Genomic DNA, 21,160 nt, shown 5'->3' with positions numbered 1-21,160 from the left:
ATAGTTATGCAGGTGATCATTGCTGTTTAAAAAGAAGAAGTGCCGGTTCGACCAGCAGGGAGCGTCCGCCCCGGGAGGTCGTGCAAAGGTAAGCCGATTTTACTGCGGCAAAAAATAAGCCTGCCGGCAAGGGGATAACCCCTATGTTTTCCACATTTACTCCCCGAAAGCGTATCTACCACATCCGTAAACCTTTTTTCCTCGTTCCTGTTATGCATCAAAACCACATTAATGAAAAAAGCATTCGTATTCCCGCTGCTCCTGGCGGGCGCCCTGACCGCCTGCAGCGACAACAGCAGCTCCTCCACTACCGCTGACTCCACCAGCACCACGACCCAGACCACGACCACCGAGCCGGCCCCGGCCACGCCCCCGGCCACTACCGCCGAGCAAGGCGTATCGGTGGGCGGCGCCATGATGGTGCCCTCGAAGAACATCGTGGAGAACGCGGCCGGCTCTGCCGACCACACCACGCTGGTGACGGCCGTGAAAGCCGCCGGCCTCGCTGAAACCCTTTCCGGAACGGGCCCCTTCACGGTGTTTGCACCCACCAACGAAGCCTTCAACAAGCTGCCCGCGGGCACGGTAGAAGGACTTGTGAAGCCCGAGAACAAAGCGAAGCTGACGGGCATCCTCACCTACCACGTGGTACCGGGCGCGCTCCGCGCCGCCGACCTGAAGGACGGCCAGAAGCTCAAGACCGTGCAGGGCGAAGAGCTTACGGTAACCATGAAGGACGGCGCGGTGATGATCGATGGCGCCCGCGTCACGATCCCCGACGTCATCTCTTCCAACGGCGTGACCCACGTGATCGACGCGGTGGTGATGCCGAAGAAATAACTTGTGTTTTGGTTAACTACCGAAGGGCGGCGTCTGCCGCCCTTTTTCTATTGCCGCAACCGGCTTGTGTATGCGGCTACGGACGGCCGCAAGCGGCCTTGTTCACACGGCGGCGCGGCGGCGCGGCGGAATTACTTATCAGACACCCAAAGATTCCGTTCACAAGAAAGGTGATGCAGGAAAACTGTCGGTTGCTTTCACATACTCCATGCTCCGATTTAGCAAGTGATGTTGACGGAAGCGCAACAAAGAAAAAAGGTTTTCTCCGCTGCGTCGCCGTGCCGCTGCGTTGCCGCGTGAAAAAAAGAGGGCCGCTTGCGGCCCTCTTCTAAGAGTTTGCGAATAGCACTATTGCGATCAGAACGGACTGGTCGGGCCGGCCACTTCAGGCACCGCCTGCAGCATCCGCTCGATGGCCGTATCGTAGCGCTCTTTCCATTCGGAGATCCCTCCCCAGCCTTCCCCGTCGATCGTCAGGTGACCGCTGGTCACCGAGCCGAGGCGCTCGAAGGCCACGCCGGCGAGCGCATCCTGGAAGGCGGCGGCCTGCTGCGGCTTCACGCTTACGAGCACGCGGCTCTGGGCCTCGCCGAACAGGAAGGCATCTTTCCGGAGCTCCTTATGGGTCTCGATGGCGAAGCCGAGACCGCGGGGGAAACCGCTCTCGCAGAGCGCCACGAAAAGTCCGCCCTCGCTGAGGTCGTGGGCGGAGGCGATGCGGCCGTCAGCGATAAGCGCCGAAACCGTTTGCTGCAGCGCGTATTCCTCCTCGAGGTCGAAGTGCGGGGCCGGGCTGAGGGCCACGCCGCGGAGCTTCTGCAGGTATTCGGAGGAAGCGAGGTCGTTGCGCGACGTGCCGACCAGGTAGAGCAGATCGCCTTCGGCTTCGAAGGCCAGCGACATCTTTTTATTCAGGTCTTCCACGAGACCCACCATCCCGATCGTCGGCGTCGGGTACACGGGTCCGTCGGGGTTCTGGTTGTAGAACGAAACGTTACCGCCCGTCACCGGCGTTTCGAAGCGGCGGCAGGCGTCGCCCATGCCTTTCACGGCGTGCACGAACTGGTAATACACCTCGGGATCGAAGGGGTTGCCGAAGTTGAGGCAGTTGGTGACGCCGAGGGGCTGGCCACCGCTCACCACGATGTTGCGTGCGGCCTCGGCCACGGCGATCATCGCACCTTTGTAAGGATCGGCGTGCACGTAGCGCGAGTTGCAATCCACGGTCACGGCGAGGCCCTTGCCGGTTTCCTTTACCAGCACCACGGGCGCGTCGGTGGGCGCATTGGTGGAGGTATTGTTGGTGCCTACCATCGAGTCGTACTGGTTGAAGATCCAGCGCTTCGAAGCGATCGAGGGCAGGGAGATCAGTTGTTGCGCCACGGCCTTCAGGTCGCCGGGCTCGCCGATCGTATTGATGTCGAACGATTTTGCCTGTGCAAAGTAGGCGGGCTCGCGGTACTCGCGGTCGTATTGCGGGGCACCGCCGCCGAGCACGAGCTCCTGCGCCGGGATCTCCGCTTCGAGGGTGCCGTGCATATAGAATTTGAGCAATCCATCGTCGGTCACGGTGCCGATCACCGCACTTTCGAGGTCCCACTTTCTAAAGACGGCATTTACTTCTTCCTCGCGGCCTTTCGCCACCACCAGCAGCATTCGCTCCTGGCTTTCGGAAAGCAGCAGCTCCCAGGCCTTCATGTTCTGCTGGCGCATCGGCACCTTGTCGAGGTCGATGCGCATGCCGACGCCGCCCTTGGCGCTCATTTCGGCGGTGGAGCAGATGATGCCCGCGGCGCCCATGTCCTGCATGCCTACTACGGCGCCGGTGGCCAACACTTCGAGGCAGGCCTCGAGCAGCTTCTTCTCCTGGAAGGGGTCGCCCACCTGCACGGCGGGGAGCTCCTGCACGGAGTCGGAGGTGATGTCGGCGGAGGCGAAGGAGGCGCCGCCGATGCCGTCCTTACCGGTAGCGGAGCCTACGTACATGACGGGGTTGCCGGTGCCTTCGGCCGTGGCCGATACCGTGGCGCCGGCCTTTACGATGCCCACGCTCATGGCGTTCACGAGCGGGTTGGTATGGTAGCAGCCTTCGAAATAAATCTCTCCGCCAACGGTAGGAACACCGAAGCAGTTGCCGTAGTGACCGATGCCGTGCACGACGCCCGCGAGCAGGTGCTGCGTCTTCTCCTCCTCAAGCTTGCCGAAGCGGAGCGAGTTGAGGGCCGCGATCGGGCGGGCACCCATGGTGAAGATATCGCGGTGGATGCCGCCCACGCCCGTGGCCGCGCCCTGGAAGGGCTCGATGGCGGAGGGGTGGTTGTGCGACTCGATCTTGAACACGACGCCGTAGCCGTCGCCGATGTCCATGAGGCCGGCGTTCTCCTCACCTGCTTTCACCAGCATGCGGCCGCCTTCGCGCGGGAGGGTCTTGAGCCACTTGATGGAGTTCTTGTAGCTGCAATGCTCGCTCCACATTCCCGAGAAGGCGCAGAGCTCGTTGAAGTTGGGGGTGCGCCCCAGCTTTTGCGTAATGAGTTCGAATTCGGCTTCGGTCAGGCGCAACTGTTTGGCGGTGTGGGCAGTGATCTCCATGATGGGTGGGGTAAATGAGGGCACAAAGCTAAGGACCGGCGGCATTGAGCGGGCGGATGTGGCAAAATGGTGGAAATCGGACGCTATGCGTCCCGTCTATTGGTTTATTTGTTTATTGGTAAAGTCGTTCCGGCGCAACCTTCTTTACCGTGTTGCCCTTTCACACTGCGGCAAGATTCGCTTGAATGCATAAATGCCCGCTTGCGTTTTCAAAGGAGGCTTTTTGCAATTTGTCCTGCGCGAGCGAAAAAAACTTTGATCTGTTAAGCAGGCCATCCCCCATTGAATACTTTCCCTCCAGGTTCTTCTTACCAATACTCCCTGGCGGGAACCAACAATACATTAATGCCCTTGTCATCCCGAGCTTGTCGAGGGACGTTTCTTACCTTGCGCATAAATCTCCGGCTTGAAGTACCTGCTCTTCCTGTTTTACCTGCTCGTGTTCGTGTGGATGCTGCGCCGGATCGCGTTCTTCCGCAACTCGGGACTGACGCAGCGGCAGGTGCAGATCGTTTTCCTCGTGAAGGTGTTTGCCGGGATCTTTTACGGGTGGGTCGGGATCTTTTACAGCATGCAGGGACAGCTCGTAGACACCTGGTGGCTCCATATCCAGGGCCTCAAGGAAGGCCCGCTGCTCCGGAGCGACCCCGGCTCCTTTTTTGCCGAGCTGTTCCGCAACAACTATAAGCACGGCTTCGGCCGATTTCTCTCGAGCCGCGACTCCTGGTGGAACGACCTGCACACCAACCTGTTCATCAAGCTGCTTGCCCTGCTCAACCTCCTTAGCGGTGGCTTCTACTTCGTAAACGTGCTGTTCTTTGCCTTCGTCTCGATGATCGGGTCGGTGGGTCTTTTTCGCGTCTTCCACCAGATCTACCCCGACCGGAAATGGGCGGTATTCGCCGGCAGCTTTCTCGTACCCTCCTACCTGTTCTGGACCTCCGGCATTTACCGCGACGCCCTCGTGGCGCTCGCGCTCGGCCTCATCCTCTACTGCTTTTATTCCGGGCTCCGAAAAGGATGGACAGCCCGCTACCTGGCCACGCTGTTCTCCGGCCTGCTGCTGCTGCTGGTGTTCCGCAACTACCTGCTGGTGGTGCTGCTGCCGGCCTTGGTGGCGTGGTGGGTGGCCGCCCGCAGCCGCCGGCACCCGATGCTCGTTTGCGCCGCCGTCTACGCCGGCTACCTCGTCCTGTTCTTCAACCTGCGCTACCTCGTGCCGGCGCTCGATTTCCCGAGAGTGGCGGTGGAAAAGCAGGAAGACTTCTTTACCCTCATCGGCAATTCGATCATCCCGGCACCGAAGCTCGAGCCGACCTTCCTGTCGTTCCTCGCCAACGGCCCGCATGCGCTCGAGCTCACGCTCCTCCGCCCCTATCCCTGGGATGTCTACAACTTCTTTGTGCTCGTATCCTGCCTCGAAACCTACGGGCTGCTGGCGCTCTTCGGCTACTGGCTGGTCCGGCGCAACCGCGGTCAACCACTGGAGCCCTTCCTGGCCTTCTCGGTGTTTTTCGCGTTGTCCCTCTTCCTCATGATCGGGTTTACGGTCAATTTCCTGGGGGCAATGGTCCGTTACCGGAGTCTCGTACTCCCCCTGCTGGTGACGCCCATGCTGTGCAGCCTCGCCTGGCCGAAGCGGCAGAAGGCAAACGCATTAGTAAAATAAATATATATTCTTTTCCCCGGTGTTTGCACTGAATTTCACCCACTTTCTGCCGAAATGTTTGTCTAAATCTGATTTTTTATCTGAAAATGATGGGATTTTTCCGGAATAGGTGTTCTTTTGCGGAAAATCTATCTTTTTATGTCTTCGCTACGATTCCAGGCTTTGAAGGAACTGAGCACTACGGCGCCCACGGTTTCCTCCACCACCAAGATCACGGCTCTCTTCGCTGAAAACGTATTTACCCACCAGACGGCCCGCCAGTTCCTGGCCGACGAGGCCTACAAGAGCCTCATGGCCTCCGTGAAGAACGGCCAGAAGATCGACCGCGGCATGGCCAACCAGATCGCCAACGGCATCCGCGCCTGGGCCGAGTCCAAAGGCGTGACCCACTATACCCACTGGTTCCAGCCCCTCACCGGCACCACCGCCGAAAAGCACGACTCCTTCTTTACCCTGAAGAGCGACGGCACGCCCATCGAGACCTTCGACGGCGACGCCCTCATCCAGCAGGAGCCCGACGCCTCCTCCTTCCCTAACGGCGGCCTCCGCGCCACCTTCGAGGCCCGCGGCTACACCGCCTGGGATCCCTCCTCCCCTGCCTTCATCATGGACATCGGTACGGGTCGCACCCTGTGCATCCCCACGATCTTCATCTCCTATACCGGCGAATCGCTGGACTATAAGGCCCCGCTGTTGAAAGCCCTCGAAACGCTCAACCACGCCGCAGTAGACGTCTGCAACTACTTCGACAAGAACGTGCAGCGCGTTACGCCCACCCTCGGCTGGGAGCAGGAATACTTCGTGGTGGATGAAGGCCTCTTCAATGCCCGTCCCGACCTCATGCTCTGCGGCCGTACCGTGTTTGGCCACTCGCCCGCCAAGGGTCAGCAGCTCGAAGACCACTACTTCGGCTCCATCCCCGAGCGTGTGTACGCCTTCATGCGCGACTTCGAGCAGGAATCCTACAAGCTCGGCATCCCGCTGCGCACCCGCCACAACGAGGTGGCCCCCGCGCAGTTCGAGTGCGCCCCCATCTTCGAGGAGTGCAATATCGCCGTGGACCACAACACGCTCCTCATGGACGTGATGACCCGCGTAGCTACCCGCCACGGCCTCCGCGTACTCTTACACGAAAAACCCTTCGCCGGCATCAACGGCTCGGGCAAGCACAATAACTGGAGCCTCGCCACCGACACCGGCGTGAACCTCCTCGCCCCCGGCAAGACGCCGAAGACCAACCTCATGTTCCTCACCTTCTTCGTGAACACGATCAAGGCGGTTCATGACTATGCCGACCTGCTGCGTGCCTCCATCGCCTCGGCCTCCAACGACTTCCGCCTCGGCGCCAACGAAGCGCCCCCGGCCATCATCTCGGTATTCGTGGGCCAGTACCTCGCCAAGGTGCTCAACGACGTGAAGGAGCGCGTGGGCGACAAGTTCGACGAGCAGGACGAGAGCATGCTGAAGATGGACATCCACCGCTCCATCCCTGAGCTGCTGCAGGACAACACCGACCGCAACCGCACCTCGCCCTTCGCCTTCACCGGCAACAAGTTCGAGTTCCGAGCCGTAGGCTCCACCGCCAACTGCGCCAACCCCATGACCGTGCTCAACACCATCATGGCCGAAACCCTGAAGAACTTCAAGCGCGACGTGGACGGCCTCATCGAGAAGGGGGAGAAGAAAGAGATCGCTATCCTCCACACGATCCGCGAGTACATCGTTAGCTCCGAGAAGGTACTCTTCGAGGGCGACGGCTACAGCGACGAGTGGGCCCAGGAAGCCGCCCGCCGCGGCCTCGCCAACGTGAAGACGACGCCCCTGGCCCTCGACGCCATGGTGACCGACAAGGCCCTCAAGCTGTTCGAGGACCATAAGATCTACACGCACGCCGAGCTGGAAGCCCGCCACGAGATCGAGCTCGAGAAATACATCAAGAAGGTACAGATCGAAAGCCGCCTCATGGTGGACCTCGCTACCACGCAGATCATCCCGGCAGCAGTTCGCTACCAGAGCACGCTGATCAACAACCTCCGCGGCCTCAAGGAAGTAGGTCTCGAGGCAAGCGGCGCCTGCACCCGCGCTATGATCGAGAAGCTCTCCCGCCATATCGAGGAAGCCACCAAGACCGTAGAAGCCATGGTGGAAGCCCGTAAAAAGGCCAATGCCCTCACCGACACCCGCGAAATGGCCATCGCCTATTGCGAAGCCGTGAAAGAGCCCTACTTCGACAAGCTGCGCTACCACGCCGACAAGCTCGAGCAGCTCGTGGACGACCGCGAGTGGACCCTCCCGAAGTACCGCGAGATCCTGTTCCTCCGCTAAGACATCAAGCAATCGATACAGACGAAGGCCCCTTTCCAGGGGCCTTTCTTATTTGCACGCGGAAACCGCGGAACGTTTTCTCATTGCAGTAGCGTTCCTTAACGCTCGCATACACGCAGCTGCCTGAACCGCATTACGCGAAGCGGCTCATAAATAATTCGCCACACTACCGATGGCAGCGCGTAGGATAAAACGCGGAAGCGCCGACATGAAGGCGGCGCCTATCGCCGCTACTTTTCCGCGGTTTCTACCGGAGTCGTCAATCAGAAAACTGCCGGCGCCTTTGCAACAGGAACAACCATAGGTAGCAACCCGAGACCACCTGAGCGGGCTACCAGGAAAAGCAACGGCCGAAAAAAAAGGTTTCCGCGTTTTCCGCGCATTCCGCGTGCCCTACCTGCGCTTCAGCGCACCGAGGAAGATATGCTCGTAGCTCACCATAAACTGACGGCGCGAGATGCGGTAGATATCGGAGCCGAGTTCGAAGCGGTAGCCGAGATTGAGCTTGCCCGTGCTGTTGAAGATCAGCTGTACGGCCGGGGCGAGGTCGAGGTAATAGCGCTCGCTCCGGAGATCCAGGTTGCGGTTGCCCAGTAGTTCTACGTAGAGGTTCAGGTTCGTTTGCCGGTAGTCGGTGTAGGTGCGGGGAAGTACCAGCACACCTGCCGATACCGCGTATTGCAACGCGCTGAAGGTGTAGGGCTGCGGACGTACTTTGGCCCATCGTTCTTTGGCGAGCCCCTGCACCACGGAGCCCGTTGCCGAGAAGGCCCAGCGGTCGATCAGCTGCGTGGCGATGAGGCCGCCCTGCACGCCACTGTGGTCGCCCATCAGGTTAAGCTCGTTGTGATCGAGGTGGTTGCGGCTATACGCGGCGGCGGCAAACGCGGCCATCCGGAAATGACGGTGAACGCCGTCGAGACTCAGGAAGCGGTATTTGCCATAAAGGCGCGCCCCTTCCCAGATAAAACCCTCTCCGTGCATGTCGGAAAAGTTGAGCGACGCGTGCGCCATCCACTTCTTATTGATCCCGAACATGACCTCCGGCATGTGCCGCTGCCGGAGGTCAGGACTGTGCACGGTGCGCATGACCATTGACGTCAGCTTGGCGCTCACCGAGTGCGCCGGCATATTGGAGGCCGGCTCGGTATAGGGATAGAGCTCCTGCGCGGCCGCCGGCTTGGCCAACAGCGCTCCGCAGAGCAGATACAGGTACTTGCTCATGGTAAAAAAGGCCTCCCGCATACGGGAGGCCGGTTGAAATTAGATGATGACGTGAAATACGCGGGCGTCGGCGCCGCTCCTGAGGCAGCAGGCGGCGGCGCGGCCGGTCTTGACACAGGCCGCCTTGGAAGCGGCGCTCCATTTCTTATGCTCCTTTGCAGGCACGAATCCCTTGTCGACGATCGAAAAGGTGACCGGGCCGGCCGGGGCAGTGCCGGGTGCGTTCAGAAAATGGAAGTATTGTGTACCGATCTTCAGGTGCTCGTCCTTTGCCGGAGCAGCACCGTAGGGCAGCTCGGCGGTCACCTGCAGGGCCGCCACCGAAAAGCCGGCGTCGTCTACCGCGTGTACGAGCGCGTCGAAATCGACCGTGCTGTCGGGGCGGAACGAAAGGTTATACTTCTGGTTCTTGATATCCACCTGCACCTTCTCCACGAAGGGCACTTGCTCGAGGGCTTCTTTCACCGCCTTGGAGCACATGGAACAGGTGAGTCCGCTGGCCTGCAGGGAGGCGCGGGAAAACTGGGCCTGGGCGGCGACCCCTCCACACAGGAAGGCGATCACCAGGATGAGGGTGCGCATATGCTGTTGTTTGAGGTGAGGGATCAATCTTTGGTGCAGCAGGCTTTTTGGTCGCAGCCGCTGTCTTTACAGCAGCTCTGGTCCTTCTTGCAGTGGCCGTCGGTCATGCAGGCGGAACCCTTACACTTTTCCGAGTCGCAGCAGGAGGCGGCAGCAGCGGCGCCGCGCTCGTACTTGCAGCAGCTGTGCAGCTTACTGTAGGATTCGTCGGTAGCCTTGAAGCCGGGGGTATCGTAGCCTACGGCAGCGATGGCTTCCTGGATCTTCGCGGCGCTGGTGGATTTGCTGTTGTAGGAAACGGAGAGCACCTTGGAATCGGTGTTCCAGGAGGCAGAGGTGGCGCCGGCCTTCTTGGCGGTGGCCTCGATCTTTTTCTGGCACATGCCGCACTCGCCGGCAACTTTGAAGGTCTCTTTTTTGGTTTGTGCGGAAGCGGTGGCGGACACGAAAATGAGGGAGCAGGAAAGCAGGAACGAGAGGATCGTTTTCATAATAATGAGTTTGCAGACGTTAATGAAATAAAGGGTGCGTCCACAGATCGGCGTGGGCGCAGGGGGACGAGGGGCCCCGGTCTACAAACGGAAAACGCAGTTACGGAGATAGGTGTCTTGCCTTGACAGCAGTGGCGGGCCGTGCGCCGGCGGCGTGATGGCCTGGGCTGGCACCAGTTCCGGAACCAGGAACAGCGAGGCGAACGAAGGTACTTCGGCAGGCGCCATCAGCGAGAGCAGCGCGTAGTAAGCGCCCGTCGCGTCCTGCTGCACCTTCACCACCTTGACCTCGTCGTGGCAGCAGGCGCCCTTCTTTACTTTCATCCCGCAGGTACCGCACTCGTGGCGATCGCTCGCGCCGAGCTCCCACGAATCGAAGCGGTCCATGCAGAAATGCAGGTTCACCACGAAGCCGGAGCTTACCAGGAAGTAAGCCGCCAGCACGAATATGGTGATCGCCTTTTTCATGAATAGTGTAAAAATACTTCATCCCCGCCGAAAAAGGTGCTGATCGTGCTTAGGAGGGGCAATTTAACAAGGCAGGGAAAAGATAAAGGAGTGTTTTTTCACCGCTAAGAAAAGAAGAGGCAAAGGTTTTCGCAAAGAGGTGTCTATTAAATCATGGGGCTATGGGTTAATTCGGAAGGCGTTGTTGCTGCCTGGGCAGCTATCGAGGCAAACGCCCTGGCGCCCGGGTTAGAGCAAATCAACTCACCGTCCCATTCCTAACCCATCGCTGAAAACGCCGACACTGGTCTGACATCAATAAAATTATATGTGCAAGTAAAAGCCCCGCGTCAGCGGGCCCTATTCTTTGCGAATACCTTAGCTCCTTCTTTTCTTAGCGGTTAAAATCCCTTTTTCTCCTTCACTTGCCTTAGTTCACAAAGCCCCAGAAGATCCCGAACCGGATCAGCATGCCGGGATAGGGATAGGCAGGCGCCGCGAAGTTGTGCTCCCGGAAGCCGGCGGGGGCGCGGAAGCGGAGGGTGTTGAGGTTCTCGGCGCGCACAAAGGCCTTGAAGCCCCGGATCCGGAAATGGAAGAAGGCATGCAGGTCGGGGCGGTTGCGGATCTGGGCGCTGTCCTGGTAGCTGAACTGCCCGATCACCGGAGAGTAGGCATCGGCCTTATAAGGCGTGGCGTAGCGTCCTTCGAGGCCCACGGCCAGGCTAAGGTTGCGGAAGCCGAGGTTGCCCTGGTAGGCGATGCGCTGGTAGGTGTATACCAGGGGCACATGCACGGCGGCGTTGCCGGCCTGCTGCTGCACCCACACCTCGGCGTCCCAGTACACGTTCCGCGTGACCCGGAAGGTCTTGCGGGCGCTGAGCCGCAGCAGGTTGAACACGGCGCTCTCCTGCGCAAGCGTGCGGTAGCCGGTGACGTAGAGGTAGTTGGTGATCAGGAAGTACTCAGCGCCGAGCGCGAGGCGCAGTGCGGGATTGTATACATTGGCAAAGAAGCGGGCGCTGTTCTCCTTGAAGAAGTTCTTCGGCGCGTCGAGGTAAAACTGGCTGCGCGTGTCGTAGATGGCGGGCGGAGTGCGGTTCGTGTTCTCAAACCCGACCTGCAGGCTTCCGAGCTTGGTTCCCAGCAAGCGCTGCAGGCTCGCGAAGGCATGGAAGTCGCCGCGGCTCCAGCCGGTGAGGTGCAGGCGGCCAGAGGCAAGGATATCCCATTTCTGGCTGCGCGTGCGGTTGCGGTATTCGCCGTGCACCGAGATGTTGGCCCAGGAGAGCGTATCACGAAGCCAGCCTTTCAGCGACTGCAGCGTAGCCCCTACCTTGATGAACTGGTTCAGGTTTTTAGCATCCGGGAACTGGTAGGCGGAGAAATCGTTGGTCAGCTCGCGCCAGCGGTCCCGCAGAAATACGGTGTCGGGCGCCGTGTAGGGCGTGAACCGGATGCCGTAGGCATCGTTGTAAAAAGCGGAGTCGATGCGCGGGTCGCTGAAGGTGTACTTGTACTCGGCATAGTGCAGCGTATGCTCGAAGCGCACGCGCGGAAAGAAGAGCGGTACCACGGTGGAGTCGGTAACGAGCGAGTCTTTGCGGCCAAGGTCGTACTGCTGGCGCAACACGGCGTGGAAGTCGTTCTGGCGATTGCCGGTGACGAGGCCGCTGCTACTGCCCAGGAAGCCGCGGGTGCGCTGCGACCCGGCGGCGAGGCGCGTCGGTATGCTGAAGCGGTCGGTGAACCGGACGTCGTCGAGGTAATTCTGATCGGTCAGGATCCCGCCGTTTTCGGCACCATTGAGCTTGTTGGCGGCAATGACGAAGAAGTTATTATAGCGGCGGTTGGTAGACTGGTACCACGACGTGATGAGGTAGTTGTTGTGGTTTGTGACCTGGTTGTTGAAGACGCCCGGCGAGTTGATGAGCCGGTAGCGGAGGTGCATGTTCCAGGTGGGCTTCAGGTTCTGCGTGTGCGTGAGGTCGATGACCTGCTGCTGGCCGGCGCCCAGCACGTAGCCCAGCTCGGTATAGGGGCGGGTAGTGGTATAGAAGCGGGCGCCGTTCACGGTGAAGCGGTAGGCGTCGAGGGCATGAAAGCCGGGATCCCAGCCCCCGCCCTGCTGCGGATGGAACAGGATGGAGCGCGACGGCGATCCGATATTGCCCAGGAACTGGTGGTGCTTGGGGATCGGGAAGCGCTGGTAGAAATCGGTCACCGAGGAATCCAGCTTGTAGCTGCGTGCCGTGTCGAGGTAGCGGAAGGTGATCGTAATGCTGTCCTCGTTCTTGTTGCGCCGGCGGAGCGAGTCGCTGCCGCCGCCGCTGCCGCCCGAGTTGCCGAGGTTGCGGATCTGGTTCAGCACGCGGGGCTCCTGCGCGTCGGCGCGGGCCGCCGTGAAGAGCACGAGCAGCAGCATCCAGAAGGCCGGGAGCCGGTGTGTGCGGGCTTTGGTCAAAGCGTGCGGATCAGTTCGCGGAAGATGAGGGTGAGCTTGGGCTCGGCGGCATGGGCCGCTTCCAGCACTTCCTGGTGGGTGATGATGTTTTCTTCTTCGCGGATGCCAATGTCGGTGATGACGCTCATGGCGAACACGTCGATCCCCATGTGGCGCGCGGCGATCACTTCCTGTACGGTGCTCATGCCCACGGCGTGGCCGCCGAGCGTATGAATGAGCTTGTATTCGGCGCGCGTTTCAAACGTAGGGCCGGTAACGCCGAAGTAGGTGCCTTCGCGCAGCGGGATGCCGTTGGCCGAGGCGATCTCTTTGGCACGGGTGATGAGCTCTTTCTTATAAGGCTCGCTCATGTCGGGAAAGCGCGGGCCGAAGCGCTCGTCGTTGCGGCCGAGCAGCGGGTTGATGGTAGCGAAGGAGATGTGGTCGGTGATGAGCATGAGGTCGCCCACCTTCCAGGAAGAAACGGTGCCGCCGGCGGCGTTGCTCACGAAGAGCGTTTGCACGCCAAGGGCTTTCATGACGCGGATCGGGAACACCACCTCTTCGGGGCCATAGCCCTCGTAGAAGTGAAAGCGGCCGGCCATGGCGATGACGGGCTTGCCGGCGATGGTGCCGAAGATCAGCTTGCCCGAATGGCCTTCGACGGTAGACACGGGAAAGTGCGGTATGTCGGCATAGGAAACGGCGGCCGTGACCTCGATCTCGTTGGTGAAGTTGCCGAGGCCCGAGCCGAGCACGATACCGATGGTGGCGGAAGCCGTATTGTGGGACTGCAGGAAGCGCGCGGCCTCCTGGATCTTGTCGAATTGGTTCATCGCGGCAAAGATAGCCGTGCCGCCCGAACCCCTCGTTAATGAATTCCTTTTTCTATATTCGGCGCTCTAAAGCGAACACCGGATGAAACACCTGCTGTACCTGACTTTCCTTCTTCTTTTCCTGACATCCTGCAAAAAAGACGAGCTCGCCGAAACGGGCTGCCGCATTTCGAAAGTGATGCTGTATGACGGCACCGGCGCCCCCGACGACGAGGCGATCCTCTCCTACTCCGGCGACAACGTTTCCGAGGTAGCGCTGAGCGACGTCCGGTATACGATCACGTACAATGGCGAAGGCCGCGTGGTTCGCCGCACCTTCTTCCGGCCCAACGCTACGTCGCCCTTCCGCTACGATACCCTGATCTATGGCGCCGACCGTACACTCTCCCTGCTCGAGCGCTACAACCTGGGTGTAGGAGGCGGCTTCCAGCGCACCGACTCCGTGCGCCTCGCCTTCAGCAACGGGCAGCTGCAGGAGCGGCGCCAGTACAGCGTCCCGCCCTTTTCCTTCGGCGGCCCGCTGCAGCTGCAGGGCATCTTCCGCTATACCTACGCCGGCAACAACATCACCCGCCTCCAGCGCGAGCACTTCAGCAACGGCGCCCCGAGCTTTACCGTCACCGATGATTTCGAGGCCGACGCACTTCCGAACTACTACAACGGGCAGGGCGCGCAGTTCTACCTCGTGGATCCGACCATGGCCCAGGGACTGCTCGAAACGGTGCACAGCGTGATGATGGCCAATAATATCGTGCGTGTCCGCAGCAACATACAGCAGCCCCCGCTCGACTACCCCCTCACCTACCTTACCAACAGCCAGGGGCTGCTCTCCGAGGTGCGGATCAACGGCACGCCGCTGGTGGCCTACGCGTACGAGTGCCGGTAGAACTACGCATGAGGAGTACAAGCTCATTTGGGTACGCCGGTCCGGAACTACCGGTGCGGATACCGGACCCTTAGCACCGCGTCGCGCAGCGCCTCCACCAGGATGCCGGCGAGCAACAGCACACAGAAGTTCTTGAGCGGCCGCTCCTTCCCGATATAAAAGCCGAAGTGAAACCGGCGTTCGATACAATAGCCGGCAAAAAGGAGCAGGAGCACCGTTAGCGTGTACCGTACAGCCGGCCCTGGCTTCCATCGATTGACCGCGAAATTATAAGGCAGGGAAAGCAGGAAGAGCGGGTAGCCAATGATTACATAATAAAGCAGGTATTCGGCGAGCCCCCCGCCTGGTGGCGGCTCCGTGCCGGCAGCGCCCCGGAGCAGGAGGTCGGCGAGCGAGGAACAGAGCGACAGGATGACGACGATAGCGGCATAGAACAGCAGGTAGCGCACGGGCGCCCATGCCTGGTCTACCTCGGTCCTGATGTAGCCGAATCGCCTAGCTGCCATTCCCTAAAGATAGCCTCCGGGCGTCCGCCGGACGCTGCTGTGCTTCCTTTTGCCGGGGCGGAACGCCCGAACCTCCGCACCCGCCCGTTCCCTTCAAAACCTGTCGGAATGGTTCAAACGCCTTTCCCTATTTTTGCCGCAAATTTTTAGATCATGAATTTGCACGAGTACCAGGCCAAGGAGCTCCTGAAAAAATACAATGTGCCGGTGCAGGAAGGCTTTGCCTGCAGCACCGTACACGAGGCCGAAGAAGCGTATCGCCAGATCAAGACCACCTACGGTTCCCCGTTTGCGGTAGTGAAGGCGCAGATCCACGCCGGCGGCCGCGGTAAGGGAAAGATCAAGGAAACCGGTATCAACGGCGTAAAGGTGGCTAAGTCACTCGAAGAAATCACCGAGTTCTCCTCCAAGATCCTCAACGGCACCCTCGTGACGATCCAGACCGGCGAAGCCGGAAAGGTGGTAAACAAGATCTACGTAGCCCAGGACATGTACTACGACGGTCCTACGGAGCGCAAGGAATTTTACCTCTCCATCCTCCTCGACCGCGCCAAGGGCATGAACGTGATCATGTACTCGACCGAAGGCGGTATGGACATCGAAGAAGTGGCGCACAACACCCCCGAGAAGATCTTCAAGGAGTGGGTGCACCCCGGCGGCGGCCTCCAGGGCTACCAGGCGCGCAAGATCGCCTTCAACCTGGGCCTCAAGGGCGACGCCTTCAAGAACATGATCAAGTTCGTGACCAACCTCTATAACGCCTATGTGGGCGTAGACGCCGCGATGCTCGAGATCAACCCGCTGTTCAAGGCGGCCGACGACAAGATCATCGCCGTTGACTGCAAGCTCTCCCTCGACGACAACGCGCTGATGCGCCACTCCGACCTTGCCGCCCTCCGCGACGTTTCGGAAGAGGACCCGACGGAAGTGGAAGCCGGCAAGTTCAACCTCAACTTCGTGAAGCTCGATGGCAACGTAGGCTGCATGGTGAACGGCGCCGGCCTCGCCATGGCCACCATGGACATGATCCAGCTCTCCGGCGGCGAGCCCGCCAACTTCCTCGACGTGGGCGGCACCGCCAACGCGCAGACCGTGGAAGCCGGCTTCCGCATCATCATGAAAGACCCCAAGGTGAAGGCCATCCTCATCAACATCTTCGGCGGCATCGTGCGCTGCGACCGTGTGGCGCAGGGCGTGATCGACGCGTACAAGAATATGGGCAATATCGAGATCCCCATCATCGTGCGCCTGCAGGGCACCAACGCCGAAGAGGCCAAGAAGCTCATCGACGAGAGCGGCCTCAAGGTACAATCGGCCATCCTCCTCTCGGAGGCGGCGGACCTGGTGAACAAAGCAGTAGCCTGATGATCTCAGATGGGTGATCTGTGATCTCAGATCTTTGTAAAGGACCGCTTCGCGGTCCTTTACTTTTTTACTTTCGTCCCTCAGCGCTGAAGTGTTCGAAAAACTTAGGAAAAGTCCAGACAGGAACAGATCTGAGATCTGACATCATCACATCTGACATCAGAAAGCCCCGGCGCTTCGGCCAGGGCTTTCAAAGATGTAGGCGCAGTCATCAGGATAACTTGCTTTGTCGGAAACAGACGCCTATCGTTTTCACAGGAATCAGATCGATCCGGGCCGGGGCCCGGATCACATAGGGTACGGATCGGATCTGATATATTTGCCGTCGCTGCGCCGCACCCGGAGCAACGCCGCAGCTCATATGTCGGTCTCGAAAGAGGCCCAATTTAAATACAATTTCGCAAACAATTCACCCGATCATGAAAATACCGCAGCCCCCCGCCGACGTACATATACGGTCGATCGCTCCGGCCGACAATGCCGCTTTGGCCGGCGTGATCCGCCGCACCCTCGAGGAATTCGGCGCGGCCCGTCCTGGCACGGTCTACTACGATGAGAGCACCGACCACCTCTACGAGCTGTTCCGCGCCCCGCGCTCGGCTTATTTCGTAGCGGAACAGGAGGGCCGTGTGGTGGGCGGCGGCGGCATCTATCCCACCGAAGGACTTCCCGATGGCACCTGCGAGCTCGTGAAGATGTACCTGCTTCCAGAAGCCCGCGGCATCGGCCTCGGCAGCCACCTGATACGCACCTGTATTGCCTGGGCGGAGTCGGCCGGCTATACGCAGGTGTACCTCGAAACGATGCCCGAGCTCAAGAAGGCCATGAGTACCTACGAGCGCCTGGGCTTCCGCTACCTCAACGGCCCCATGGGCAACAGCGGGCATCATGGGTGCGAATTGTGGATGTTAAAGCAACTATCGCCGCGATGAATTGAATACTCGAGTAATTGAATACATGATTACTTGAATAACCGAGGGGAGGGCGGAATTCAGCAATCTTCCCGCCCCCTCAAGCTCTCGATTACTCATGTACTCTGTTAATCAGGTACTCCCCCCGCTCACCCTCCACCAATCGTACCTCATACACCGGGCTGAACAGGTACATCTTTCCCGTCTTCACCTCGAGGCCCCGGTAGCGCTTGCGCATTTTTTCCTTGCGCTGGAACACGCGGCCGTCGGAGGTCTGGAAAAGTCCGCCTTCGGGTACCGCCTCCACGAGCACAAGGCCCTCGGAGCCCTTATCGTATTTCTTCAGGGTACGCAGCAGCACCTCGTCGGCGCAGGAAGAGGCAGCCGGATTGTGTACGGAGCGCAGCAGCGCGGTGCGGATGTCGTCGGGGAACACGTTGTGCTCGATAAACTGCGCGAGCAGCTTGCCGAACAGCTGCTTCCACTCGGCGCCGTGGGGAGCCACCCGGTTGCCGTATTGCTCGAACGTAAGCAGGTGCGCCAGCTCGTGGAGCAGGGTGATGAGAAACGCATACGGGTTGAGCGTACCGTTGACCGAGATGCGGTGGTTCTGGTCGCGGTGCCGGTGGCGGTAGTCGCCGAGGATGCTTTTGCGCTCACGCGCTACCGTCAGGTGCACGTGGTACTGGTGCAGGTAGGCGGCCACGGGCTCGTAGGTGCCGGGCGGCAAAAAGCGGGCAAGCGCGTTGAGGGGTGCTTCCTGCTTAGCCATTGGCGTTCTCGCTGCGGTTGCGGAGCATCCGGGTGAGCGCCGATACTTCCACGAAGGTGTACACCAGGTAAAGGGCCATCAGCGTAAAAAGCGCAGGCTTATTCAACTGCTTCTTGAAGGTGGCGATGTAGATGAACGCCGCGATCACACAGAGAAACAGCTTCAGCATCACCGAGCCGTTGACGGAGCGCAGGAAGGCGTGCGGGTTGCTGCTTTTCAGGCCCCGGCTGCCCACCAGGAATGAGCCGATGGTGATCAGGAACAACAGCACGTTGCCGATCAGCAGCACGCTCTGGTCGAAGCCGGCGCGCTCGAGCGGCGCACGACCGGCGATGAAGACCGCGTTGAGGATCACAAACAGCAGCACGAGGGAAAAGTAAGGCTTGCGCGCGCGAGGGTTCATTCCGTTATTTTCTTTTGGAGGTATCGTTCACCAGTTTATAGATCATGATGCCCACGGCCAGCAGGGGCAGCAGCCACACGAGCAAAGGTAGGGGTATCCGTAGCCATTTGTCGGCCTTGAGGCCAAGCCAGACGCAGATGCCGATGGTGACGAACAGCTGCGCGCCGAGCCCGGCATAGCGCATCAGCTCCGATGTGTTGGACCTGCGCTCAGGCTTCTGCGGTGCGCTCATGTACTTTCTTTAAGGGAACGAGGGTCGTAACGGTGCCGCCCATCTGGCATTGGCCGTTGAAGGTGGCGGTGGGCTCTACCTGCAGCTTGCCGGCGGCGATATTGCCTTCCACCACGCAGGTACCCCGCAGCTGCAGGAGGTCGGCCACACGCAGGTCGCCGGTAACGCGCCCGGTGATGTCGGCCTGTTGGCTCTCGATATGGCCGTCCACAGAGCCGTCGGGGCCTACTACGATGCGGGCCGTGCTGGTGACGTTGCCACGGACGGCGCCGTCGATGCGGAGGTCATGATCGGATTGTACGTCGCCCGATACGGTGGTACCGGCAGCGATGAGGGTGGCCTTGTTGGAAGAAGCTTCGGGGGATTTTTCGCGGTTGAACATAGGGGGATTGGTTTATTGGTCTATTGGTTTATTGGTAAGGGTCGCTTCAGGTGCAGCAGCCTGCACGTAGCGCACCGGTCCCATTGCACCGGGTCTAAGATAACGAACCAAGACGTAAAAATGCAGGGGACAGCTACCTACTAGGGAATCTCCCGTACGCCGCACGCGAACTTCAAACTTCAAACACCAAACTTCAAACTCACTTTTCCTCTAACAGGCAAAGTCGTCCGTCCATGGTGCTGACAAGCAGGCGGCGCCCGGGCAGCACCCGTACGGTATTCACCATCGAGTTGTCGATCTTATGGGCCCAGCGTACGGAGCGGGTGGCGGGATCCACGGCATACACGACCCCGTTACGGGTACCGAAATACAGGATGCCTTCCGCTTCCACCAGCATCGAAGGAACATGCTCGTAGCCGAAGCCGGCGTGCAGCTTCCAGGCAGCGGGCACTTTCTCCCGCCCGGCAGCAACCGCCACGATCGTATCCTGCATCGTCTTCCCGTAGATCCAGCGGCCGTCGGCGGAAGCCCCGATGCTCTCGCGCACGGTGCTTTCGTTGCTGCGCCAGAGGGTGGCGCCGGTGGCACGGTCGATGGCCGAGAGGTAGCGGTCGGGCGCCACCACGTACACCGTGCTGTCGGTGATCACCGGGGTGCAGGCAGCGGGCGAGTAATTGATGACGGTTGACCCGGTGCTCCATTTCCACGCGAGCCCTTTCCGGTCGAGGTCGAGTGCATAAAGGTGGCGGTCCCAAGCGCCGAATACGAGCAGCCGGTCGCGGACTGCCGGCATGCCGGTTACGGGGCCCTGGAGGCTGTCGTAGCTCCAGCGCAACGCCCCGGTCGCGAGGTCGAGCGCGCGGAAGCGGCCGTCGGAGGCCCCGATATAGACCGTGCCCTCGTGCACTAGCGGCGACCCAAGCACCGCAGCGCCGGCGGCCGTTTTCCAGAGGAGCTTTCCTTTGGTGCTGAGGCAGTAGATATACCCGTCGGCCGACCCGAAAACAAGGCGCCCCGGCGCTGCGGCCGGCGAAGAAAAGATCGGCCCGCCGGTGGCAAAGGTCCATTTGCGCTTTCCGCTCGCCAGGTCATGGGCTTCCATCATCCCGTCCTGGTTGCCCACCACCACGAGGCGGTCGTCGACGACGGCTGGCGTGGAGATGATGTTGGCGGCCGACGCCACGGTCCACCGCGCCCGCACCTGCGGGTAGCGGGTATTTACGGTGAAGTCGGGGCGGGGAAAGGACTTCGTCCGATCATAGCGCTGCTCCCGGAAAGCGACGCGCATCCAGGTCTTCTCGTTGCCCGACAGCGGGCGGCGCTCGGTGAAGAGGAAGGAATCGGTCCGCACATCCACGAGGTTATAGCCGCCTTCGGCCTCTTTGGCCCGCAGGTTGGAGCGCCCCATCACGGCAGGGATCTCCTCGGCCTTCACGGGCCGGTTGCTGTGGCCGTGGCCGCACAGCGCCAGCACCGTGTTGTGCTCCTTCAGCGCGTCCACCACCTCGTACCAGTTGTCGAGGCCGTTGTCGAGCGGGTAGTGATTCAGGAACACCACCGGCTGCCCTTTCGGCACTTTGGCAAGCTCCTTTTTGAGCCAGTTCACATGGCCCCGCGGCACGTGGCCGTCGCTCATTCGCACGTAGGGGCCCGAGGCGCAGCCGATAAAACGAATGCCGCCGTGGTCGAAGGAGAAGCGGTCGTAGCCGAATACCTTCGTTACCGAGAGGCCGCCGCTTTCGCTCCAGCCCGTGTCATGGTTGCCGGGCACCACGAACCAGGGCACATTGAGGGAATCCAGGATCCGTTTGGCGAGGGCCAGCTCGCGGTCGGTGCCGAGCTCAGTGATGTCGCCGGTGACGACCACGAAGGCGATGCCGGTTTGCCGGTTGATGTCGGCCACGGTACGGCGCAGGTCTTCCTCCGACAGGCCGCTGGGCGAGCCGATGTGGGTGTCGGAGAGAAAGGCGAAGCGGAAGGGGGTTGTCTGGGCGGAGGAGGCCAGGGAGAATAGGGTGCAGAGCAGGAGGAGCAGTCTGTGTTTCATAGCAGGCGTGGTGTATCGTGAGCGGGTGAGCAAGTGAGCAAGTGAGCGGGGAGTGCGCGATGCGGTCACTGTGTGGCTGTCTATTGGTCTATTAGTCTATTGGTAAACGGTAAAGGGGTCGATTCTGGCAATAGTTTACCTTCTTGGTTCATCTTTTCACTGCTCACGCCTACGCTAAAGTTTCGGCATGCGGGGCACAGCCGACCT

The 21,160-nt window shown here is 60.4% G+C and carries 19 protein-coding genes; 6 read left to right on the top strand and 13 right to left on the bottom strand.

All coding sequences use genetic code 11. The annotated features are described in order from the left end of the window. Positions 1 to 231 precede the first annotated feature (231 nt). Positions 232 to 840, top strand: coding sequence for a fasciclin domain-containing protein (locus ABD937_RS07825; protein WP_345254855.1), 609 nt, complete (start codon positions 232 to 234; stop codon positions 838 to 840). Between the two features lie 357 nt (positions 841 to 1,197). Here ABD937_RS07825 and purL read toward each other — a convergent pair whose 3' ends face one another. Continuing rightward, entirely contained in the window at positions 1,198 to 3,432 is a 2,235-nt protein-coding gene (gene purL, locus ABD937_RS07820) for a phosphoribosylformylglycinamidine synthase subunit PurL (protein WP_345254853.1), read from the bottom strand. Positions 3,433 to 3,838: 406 nt separating this feature from the next. On the opposite strand from purL, the gene ABD937_RS07815 reads away from it, so the two are divergent. Both ABD937_RS07815 and ABD937_RS07810 read left to right on the top strand, forming a co-directional pair. After that, entirely contained in the window at positions 3,839 to 5,101 is a 1,263-nt protein-coding gene (locus tag ABD937_RS07815) for a hypothetical protein (RefSeq protein WP_345254852.1), read from the top strand. A 138-nt stretch (positions 5,102 to 5,239) separates the two neighbouring features. Continuing rightward, positions 5,240 to 7,426 (top strand): glutamine synthetase III family protein, encoded by a 2,187-nt coding sequence (locus tag ABD937_RS07810; protein ID WP_345254851.1) that lies wholly within the window; start codon positions 5,240 to 5,242, stop codon positions 7,424 to 7,426. Between the two features lie 393 nt (positions 7,427 to 7,819). Here the strand turns inward: ABD937_RS07810 and ABD937_RS07805 are convergent, their stop codons facing one another. The 6 genes from ABD937_RS07805 to ABD937_RS07780 form a co-directional block, all read right to left on the bottom strand. Continuing rightward, positions 7,820 to 8,650, bottom strand: coding sequence for a hypothetical protein (locus ABD937_RS07805; protein ID WP_345254850.1), 831 nt, complete (start codon positions 8,648 to 8,650; stop codon positions 7,820 to 7,822). A 39-nt stretch (positions 8,651 to 8,689) separates the two neighbouring features. Next, the gene (locus tag ABD937_RS07800; protein ID WP_345254848.1) at positions 8,690 to 9,232 is read right to left on the bottom strand and encodes a heavy-metal-associated domain-containing protein; all 543 of its coding nucleotides are present in this window, start codon (positions 9,230 to 9,232) and stop codon (positions 8,690 to 8,692) included. A gap of 23 nt (positions 9,233 to 9,255) precedes the next feature. Beyond that, positions 9,256 to 9,723: a heavy-metal-associated domain-containing protein gene (locus ABD937_RS07795; RefSeq protein ID WP_345254846.1), complete on the bottom strand. Its 468-nt coding sequence runs from the start codon at positions 9,721 to 9,723 to the stop codon at positions 9,256 to 9,258. Between the two features lie 81 nt (positions 9,724 to 9,804). Then, positions 9,805 to 10,191: an HYC_CC_PP family protein gene (locus ABD937_RS07790; protein ID WP_345254844.1), complete on the bottom strand. Its 387-nt coding sequence runs from the start codon at positions 10,189 to 10,191 to the stop codon at positions 9,805 to 9,807. A gap of 409 nt (positions 10,192 to 10,600) precedes the next feature. Further along, complete coding sequence (locus ABD937_RS07785) at positions 10,601 to 12,634, bottom strand: putative porin (RefSeq protein ID WP_345254842.1); 2,034 nt, start codon at positions 12,632 to 12,634, stop codon at positions 10,601 to 10,603. After that, positions 12,631 to 13,449, bottom strand: coding sequence for a purine-nucleoside phosphorylase (locus tag ABD937_RS07780; protein WP_345254841.1), 819 nt, complete (start codon positions 13,447 to 13,449; stop codon positions 12,631 to 12,633). Before ABD937_RS07780 ends, ABD937_RS07785 begins: the two co-directional genes overlap by 4 nt. A gap of 82 nt (positions 13,450 to 13,531) precedes the next feature. On the opposite strand from ABD937_RS07780, the gene ABD937_RS07775 reads away from it, so the two are divergent. Continuing rightward, positions 13,532 to 14,335: a hypothetical protein gene (locus tag ABD937_RS07775; RefSeq protein ID WP_345254840.1), complete on the top strand. Its 804-nt coding sequence runs from the start codon at positions 13,532 to 13,534 to the stop codon at positions 14,333 to 14,335. A 47-nt stretch (positions 14,336 to 14,382) separates the two neighbouring features. On the opposite strand, the gene ABD937_RS07770 is transcribed toward ABD937_RS07775, so the two are convergent. Then, positions 14,383 to 14,841, bottom strand: a complete 459-nt coding sequence (locus ABD937_RS07770) for a hypothetical protein (protein WP_345254839.1) — start codon at positions 14,839 to 14,841, stop codon at positions 14,383 to 14,385. A 153-nt stretch (positions 14,842 to 14,994) separates the two neighbouring features. Between ABD937_RS07770 and sucC the strand changes: the two genes are divergently transcribed. Both sucC and ABD937_RS07760 read left to right on the top strand, forming a co-directional pair. After that, entirely contained in the window at positions 14,995 to 16,206 is a 1,212-nt protein-coding gene (sucC, locus tag ABD937_RS07765) for an ADP-forming succinate--CoA ligase subunit beta (RefSeq protein ID WP_345254838.1), read from the top strand. Between the two features lie 419 nt (positions 16,207 to 16,625). Beyond that, positions 16,626 to 17,138, top strand: a complete 513-nt coding sequence (locus ABD937_RS07760) for a GNAT family N-acetyltransferase (protein WP_345254836.1) — start codon at positions 16,626 to 16,628, stop codon at positions 17,136 to 17,138. A 91-nt stretch (positions 17,139 to 17,229) separates the two neighbouring features. Here the strand turns inward: ABD937_RS07760 and ABD937_RS07755 are convergent, their stop codons facing one another. The 5 genes from ABD937_RS07755 to ABD937_RS07735 form a co-directional block, all read right to left on the bottom strand. Continuing rightward, positions 17,230 to 17,889, bottom strand: a complete 660-nt coding sequence (locus ABD937_RS07755) for a SprT-like domain-containing protein (RefSeq protein WP_345254834.1) — start codon at positions 17,887 to 17,889, stop codon at positions 17,230 to 17,232. Further along, positions 17,882 to 18,292 (bottom strand): hypothetical protein, encoded by a 411-nt coding sequence (locus tag ABD937_RS07750; protein ID WP_345254833.1) that lies wholly within the window; start codon positions 18,290 to 18,292, stop codon positions 17,882 to 17,884. Before ABD937_RS07750 ends, ABD937_RS07755 begins: the two co-directional genes overlap by 8 nt. Positions 18,293 to 18,296: 4 nt before the next feature. Beyond that, positions 18,297 to 18,524, bottom strand: a complete 228-nt coding sequence (locus tag ABD937_RS07745) for an AtpZ/AtpI family protein (RefSeq protein ID WP_345254831.1) — start codon at positions 18,522 to 18,524, stop codon at positions 18,297 to 18,299. Beyond that, on the bottom strand, positions 18,502 to 18,906 hold the full coding sequence (locus tag ABD937_RS07740; protein ID WP_345254829.1) for a bactofilin family protein: 405 nt from the start codon (positions 18,904 to 18,906) through the stop codon (positions 18,502 to 18,504). Before ABD937_RS07740 ends, ABD937_RS07745 begins: the two co-directional genes overlap by 23 nt. Before the next feature lie 199 nt (positions 18,907 to 19,105). Continuing rightward, positions 19,106 to 20,953, bottom strand: a complete 1,848-nt coding sequence (locus tag ABD937_RS07735) for an outer membrane protein assembly factor BamB family protein (protein WP_345254828.1) — start codon at positions 20,951 to 20,953, stop codon at positions 19,106 to 19,108. Between the last annotated feature and the right edge of the window lie 207 nt (positions 20,954 to 21,160).

Source organism: Flaviaestuariibacter amylovorans, from assembly GCF_039541815.1.
Taxonomy (GTDB): domain Bacteria; phylum Bacteroidota; class Bacteroidia; order Chitinophagales; family Chitinophagaceae; genus Flavisolibacter; species Flavisolibacter amylovorans.
The sequence above is the reverse complement of the archived record's forward strand: the minus strand, read 5'-3'. Positions and strand labels throughout refer to the sequence as shown.

Excerpts from the sequence above, each read along its gene's own strand:
- ABD937_RS07825 (WP_345254855.1), top strand. The coding sequence starts at position 232 with ATGAAAAAAGCATTCGTATTCCCGCTGCTCCTGGCGGGCGCCCTGACC.
- purL (WP_345254853.1), bottom strand. The coding sequence starts at position 3,432 with ATGGAGATCACTGCCCACACCGCCAAACAGTTGCGCCTGACCGAAGCC.
- ABD937_RS07810 (WP_345254851.1), top strand. The coding sequence starts at position 5,240 with ATGTCTTCGCTACGATTCCAGGCTTTGAAGGAACTGAGCACTACGGCG.
- ABD937_RS07805 (WP_345254850.1), bottom strand. The coding sequence starts at position 8,650 with ATGAGCAAGTACCTGTATCTGCTCTGCGGAGCGCTGTTGGCCAAGCCG.
- ABD937_RS07800 (WP_345254848.1), bottom strand. The coding sequence starts at position 9,232 with ATGCGCACCCTCATCCTGGTGATCGCCTTCCTGTGTGGAGGGGTCGCC.
- ABD937_RS07795 (WP_345254846.1), bottom strand. The coding sequence starts at position 9,723 with ATGAAAACGATCCTCTCGTTCCTGCTTTCCTGCTCCCTCATTTTCGTG.
- ABD937_RS07790 (WP_345254844.1), bottom strand. The coding sequence starts at position 10,191 with ATGAAAAAGGCGATCACCATATTCGTGCTGGCGGCTTACTTCCTGGTA.
- ABD937_RS07780 (WP_345254841.1), bottom strand. The coding sequence starts at position 13,449 with ATGAACCAATTCGACAAGATCCAGGAGGCCGCGCGCTTCCTGCAGTCC.
- ABD937_RS07775 (WP_345254840.1), top strand. The coding sequence starts at position 13,532 with ATGAAACACCTGCTGTACCTGACTTTCCTTCTTCTTTTCCTGACATCC.
- ABD937_RS07770 (WP_345254839.1), bottom strand. The coding sequence starts at position 14,841 with ATGGCAGCTAGGCGATTCGGCTACATCAGGACCGAGGTAGACCAGGCA.
- sucC (WP_345254838.1), top strand. The coding sequence starts at position 14,995 with ATGAATTTGCACGAGTACCAGGCCAAGGAGCTCCTGAAAAAATACAAT.
- ABD937_RS07760 (WP_345254836.1), top strand. The coding sequence starts at position 16,626 with ATGAAAATACCGCAGCCCCCCGCCGACGTACATATACGGTCGATCGCT.
- ABD937_RS07755 (WP_345254834.1), bottom strand. The coding sequence starts at position 17,889 with ATGGCTAAGCAGGAAGCACCCCTCAACGCGCTTGCCCGCTTTTTGCCG.
- ABD937_RS07750 (WP_345254833.1), bottom strand. The coding sequence starts at position 18,292 with ATGAACCCTCGCGCGCGCAAGCCTTACTTTTCCCTCGTGCTGCTGTTT.
- ABD937_RS07745 (WP_345254831.1), bottom strand. The coding sequence starts at position 18,524 with ATGAGCGCACCGCAGAAGCCTGAGCGCAGGTCCAACACATCGGAGCTG.
- ABD937_RS07740 (WP_345254829.1), bottom strand. The coding sequence starts at position 18,906 with ATGTTCAACCGCGAAAAATCCCCCGAAGCTTCTTCCAACAAGGCCACC.
- ABD937_RS07735 (WP_345254828.1), bottom strand. The coding sequence starts at position 20,953 with ATGAAACACAGACTGCTCCTCCTGCTCTGCACCCTATTCTCCCTGGCC.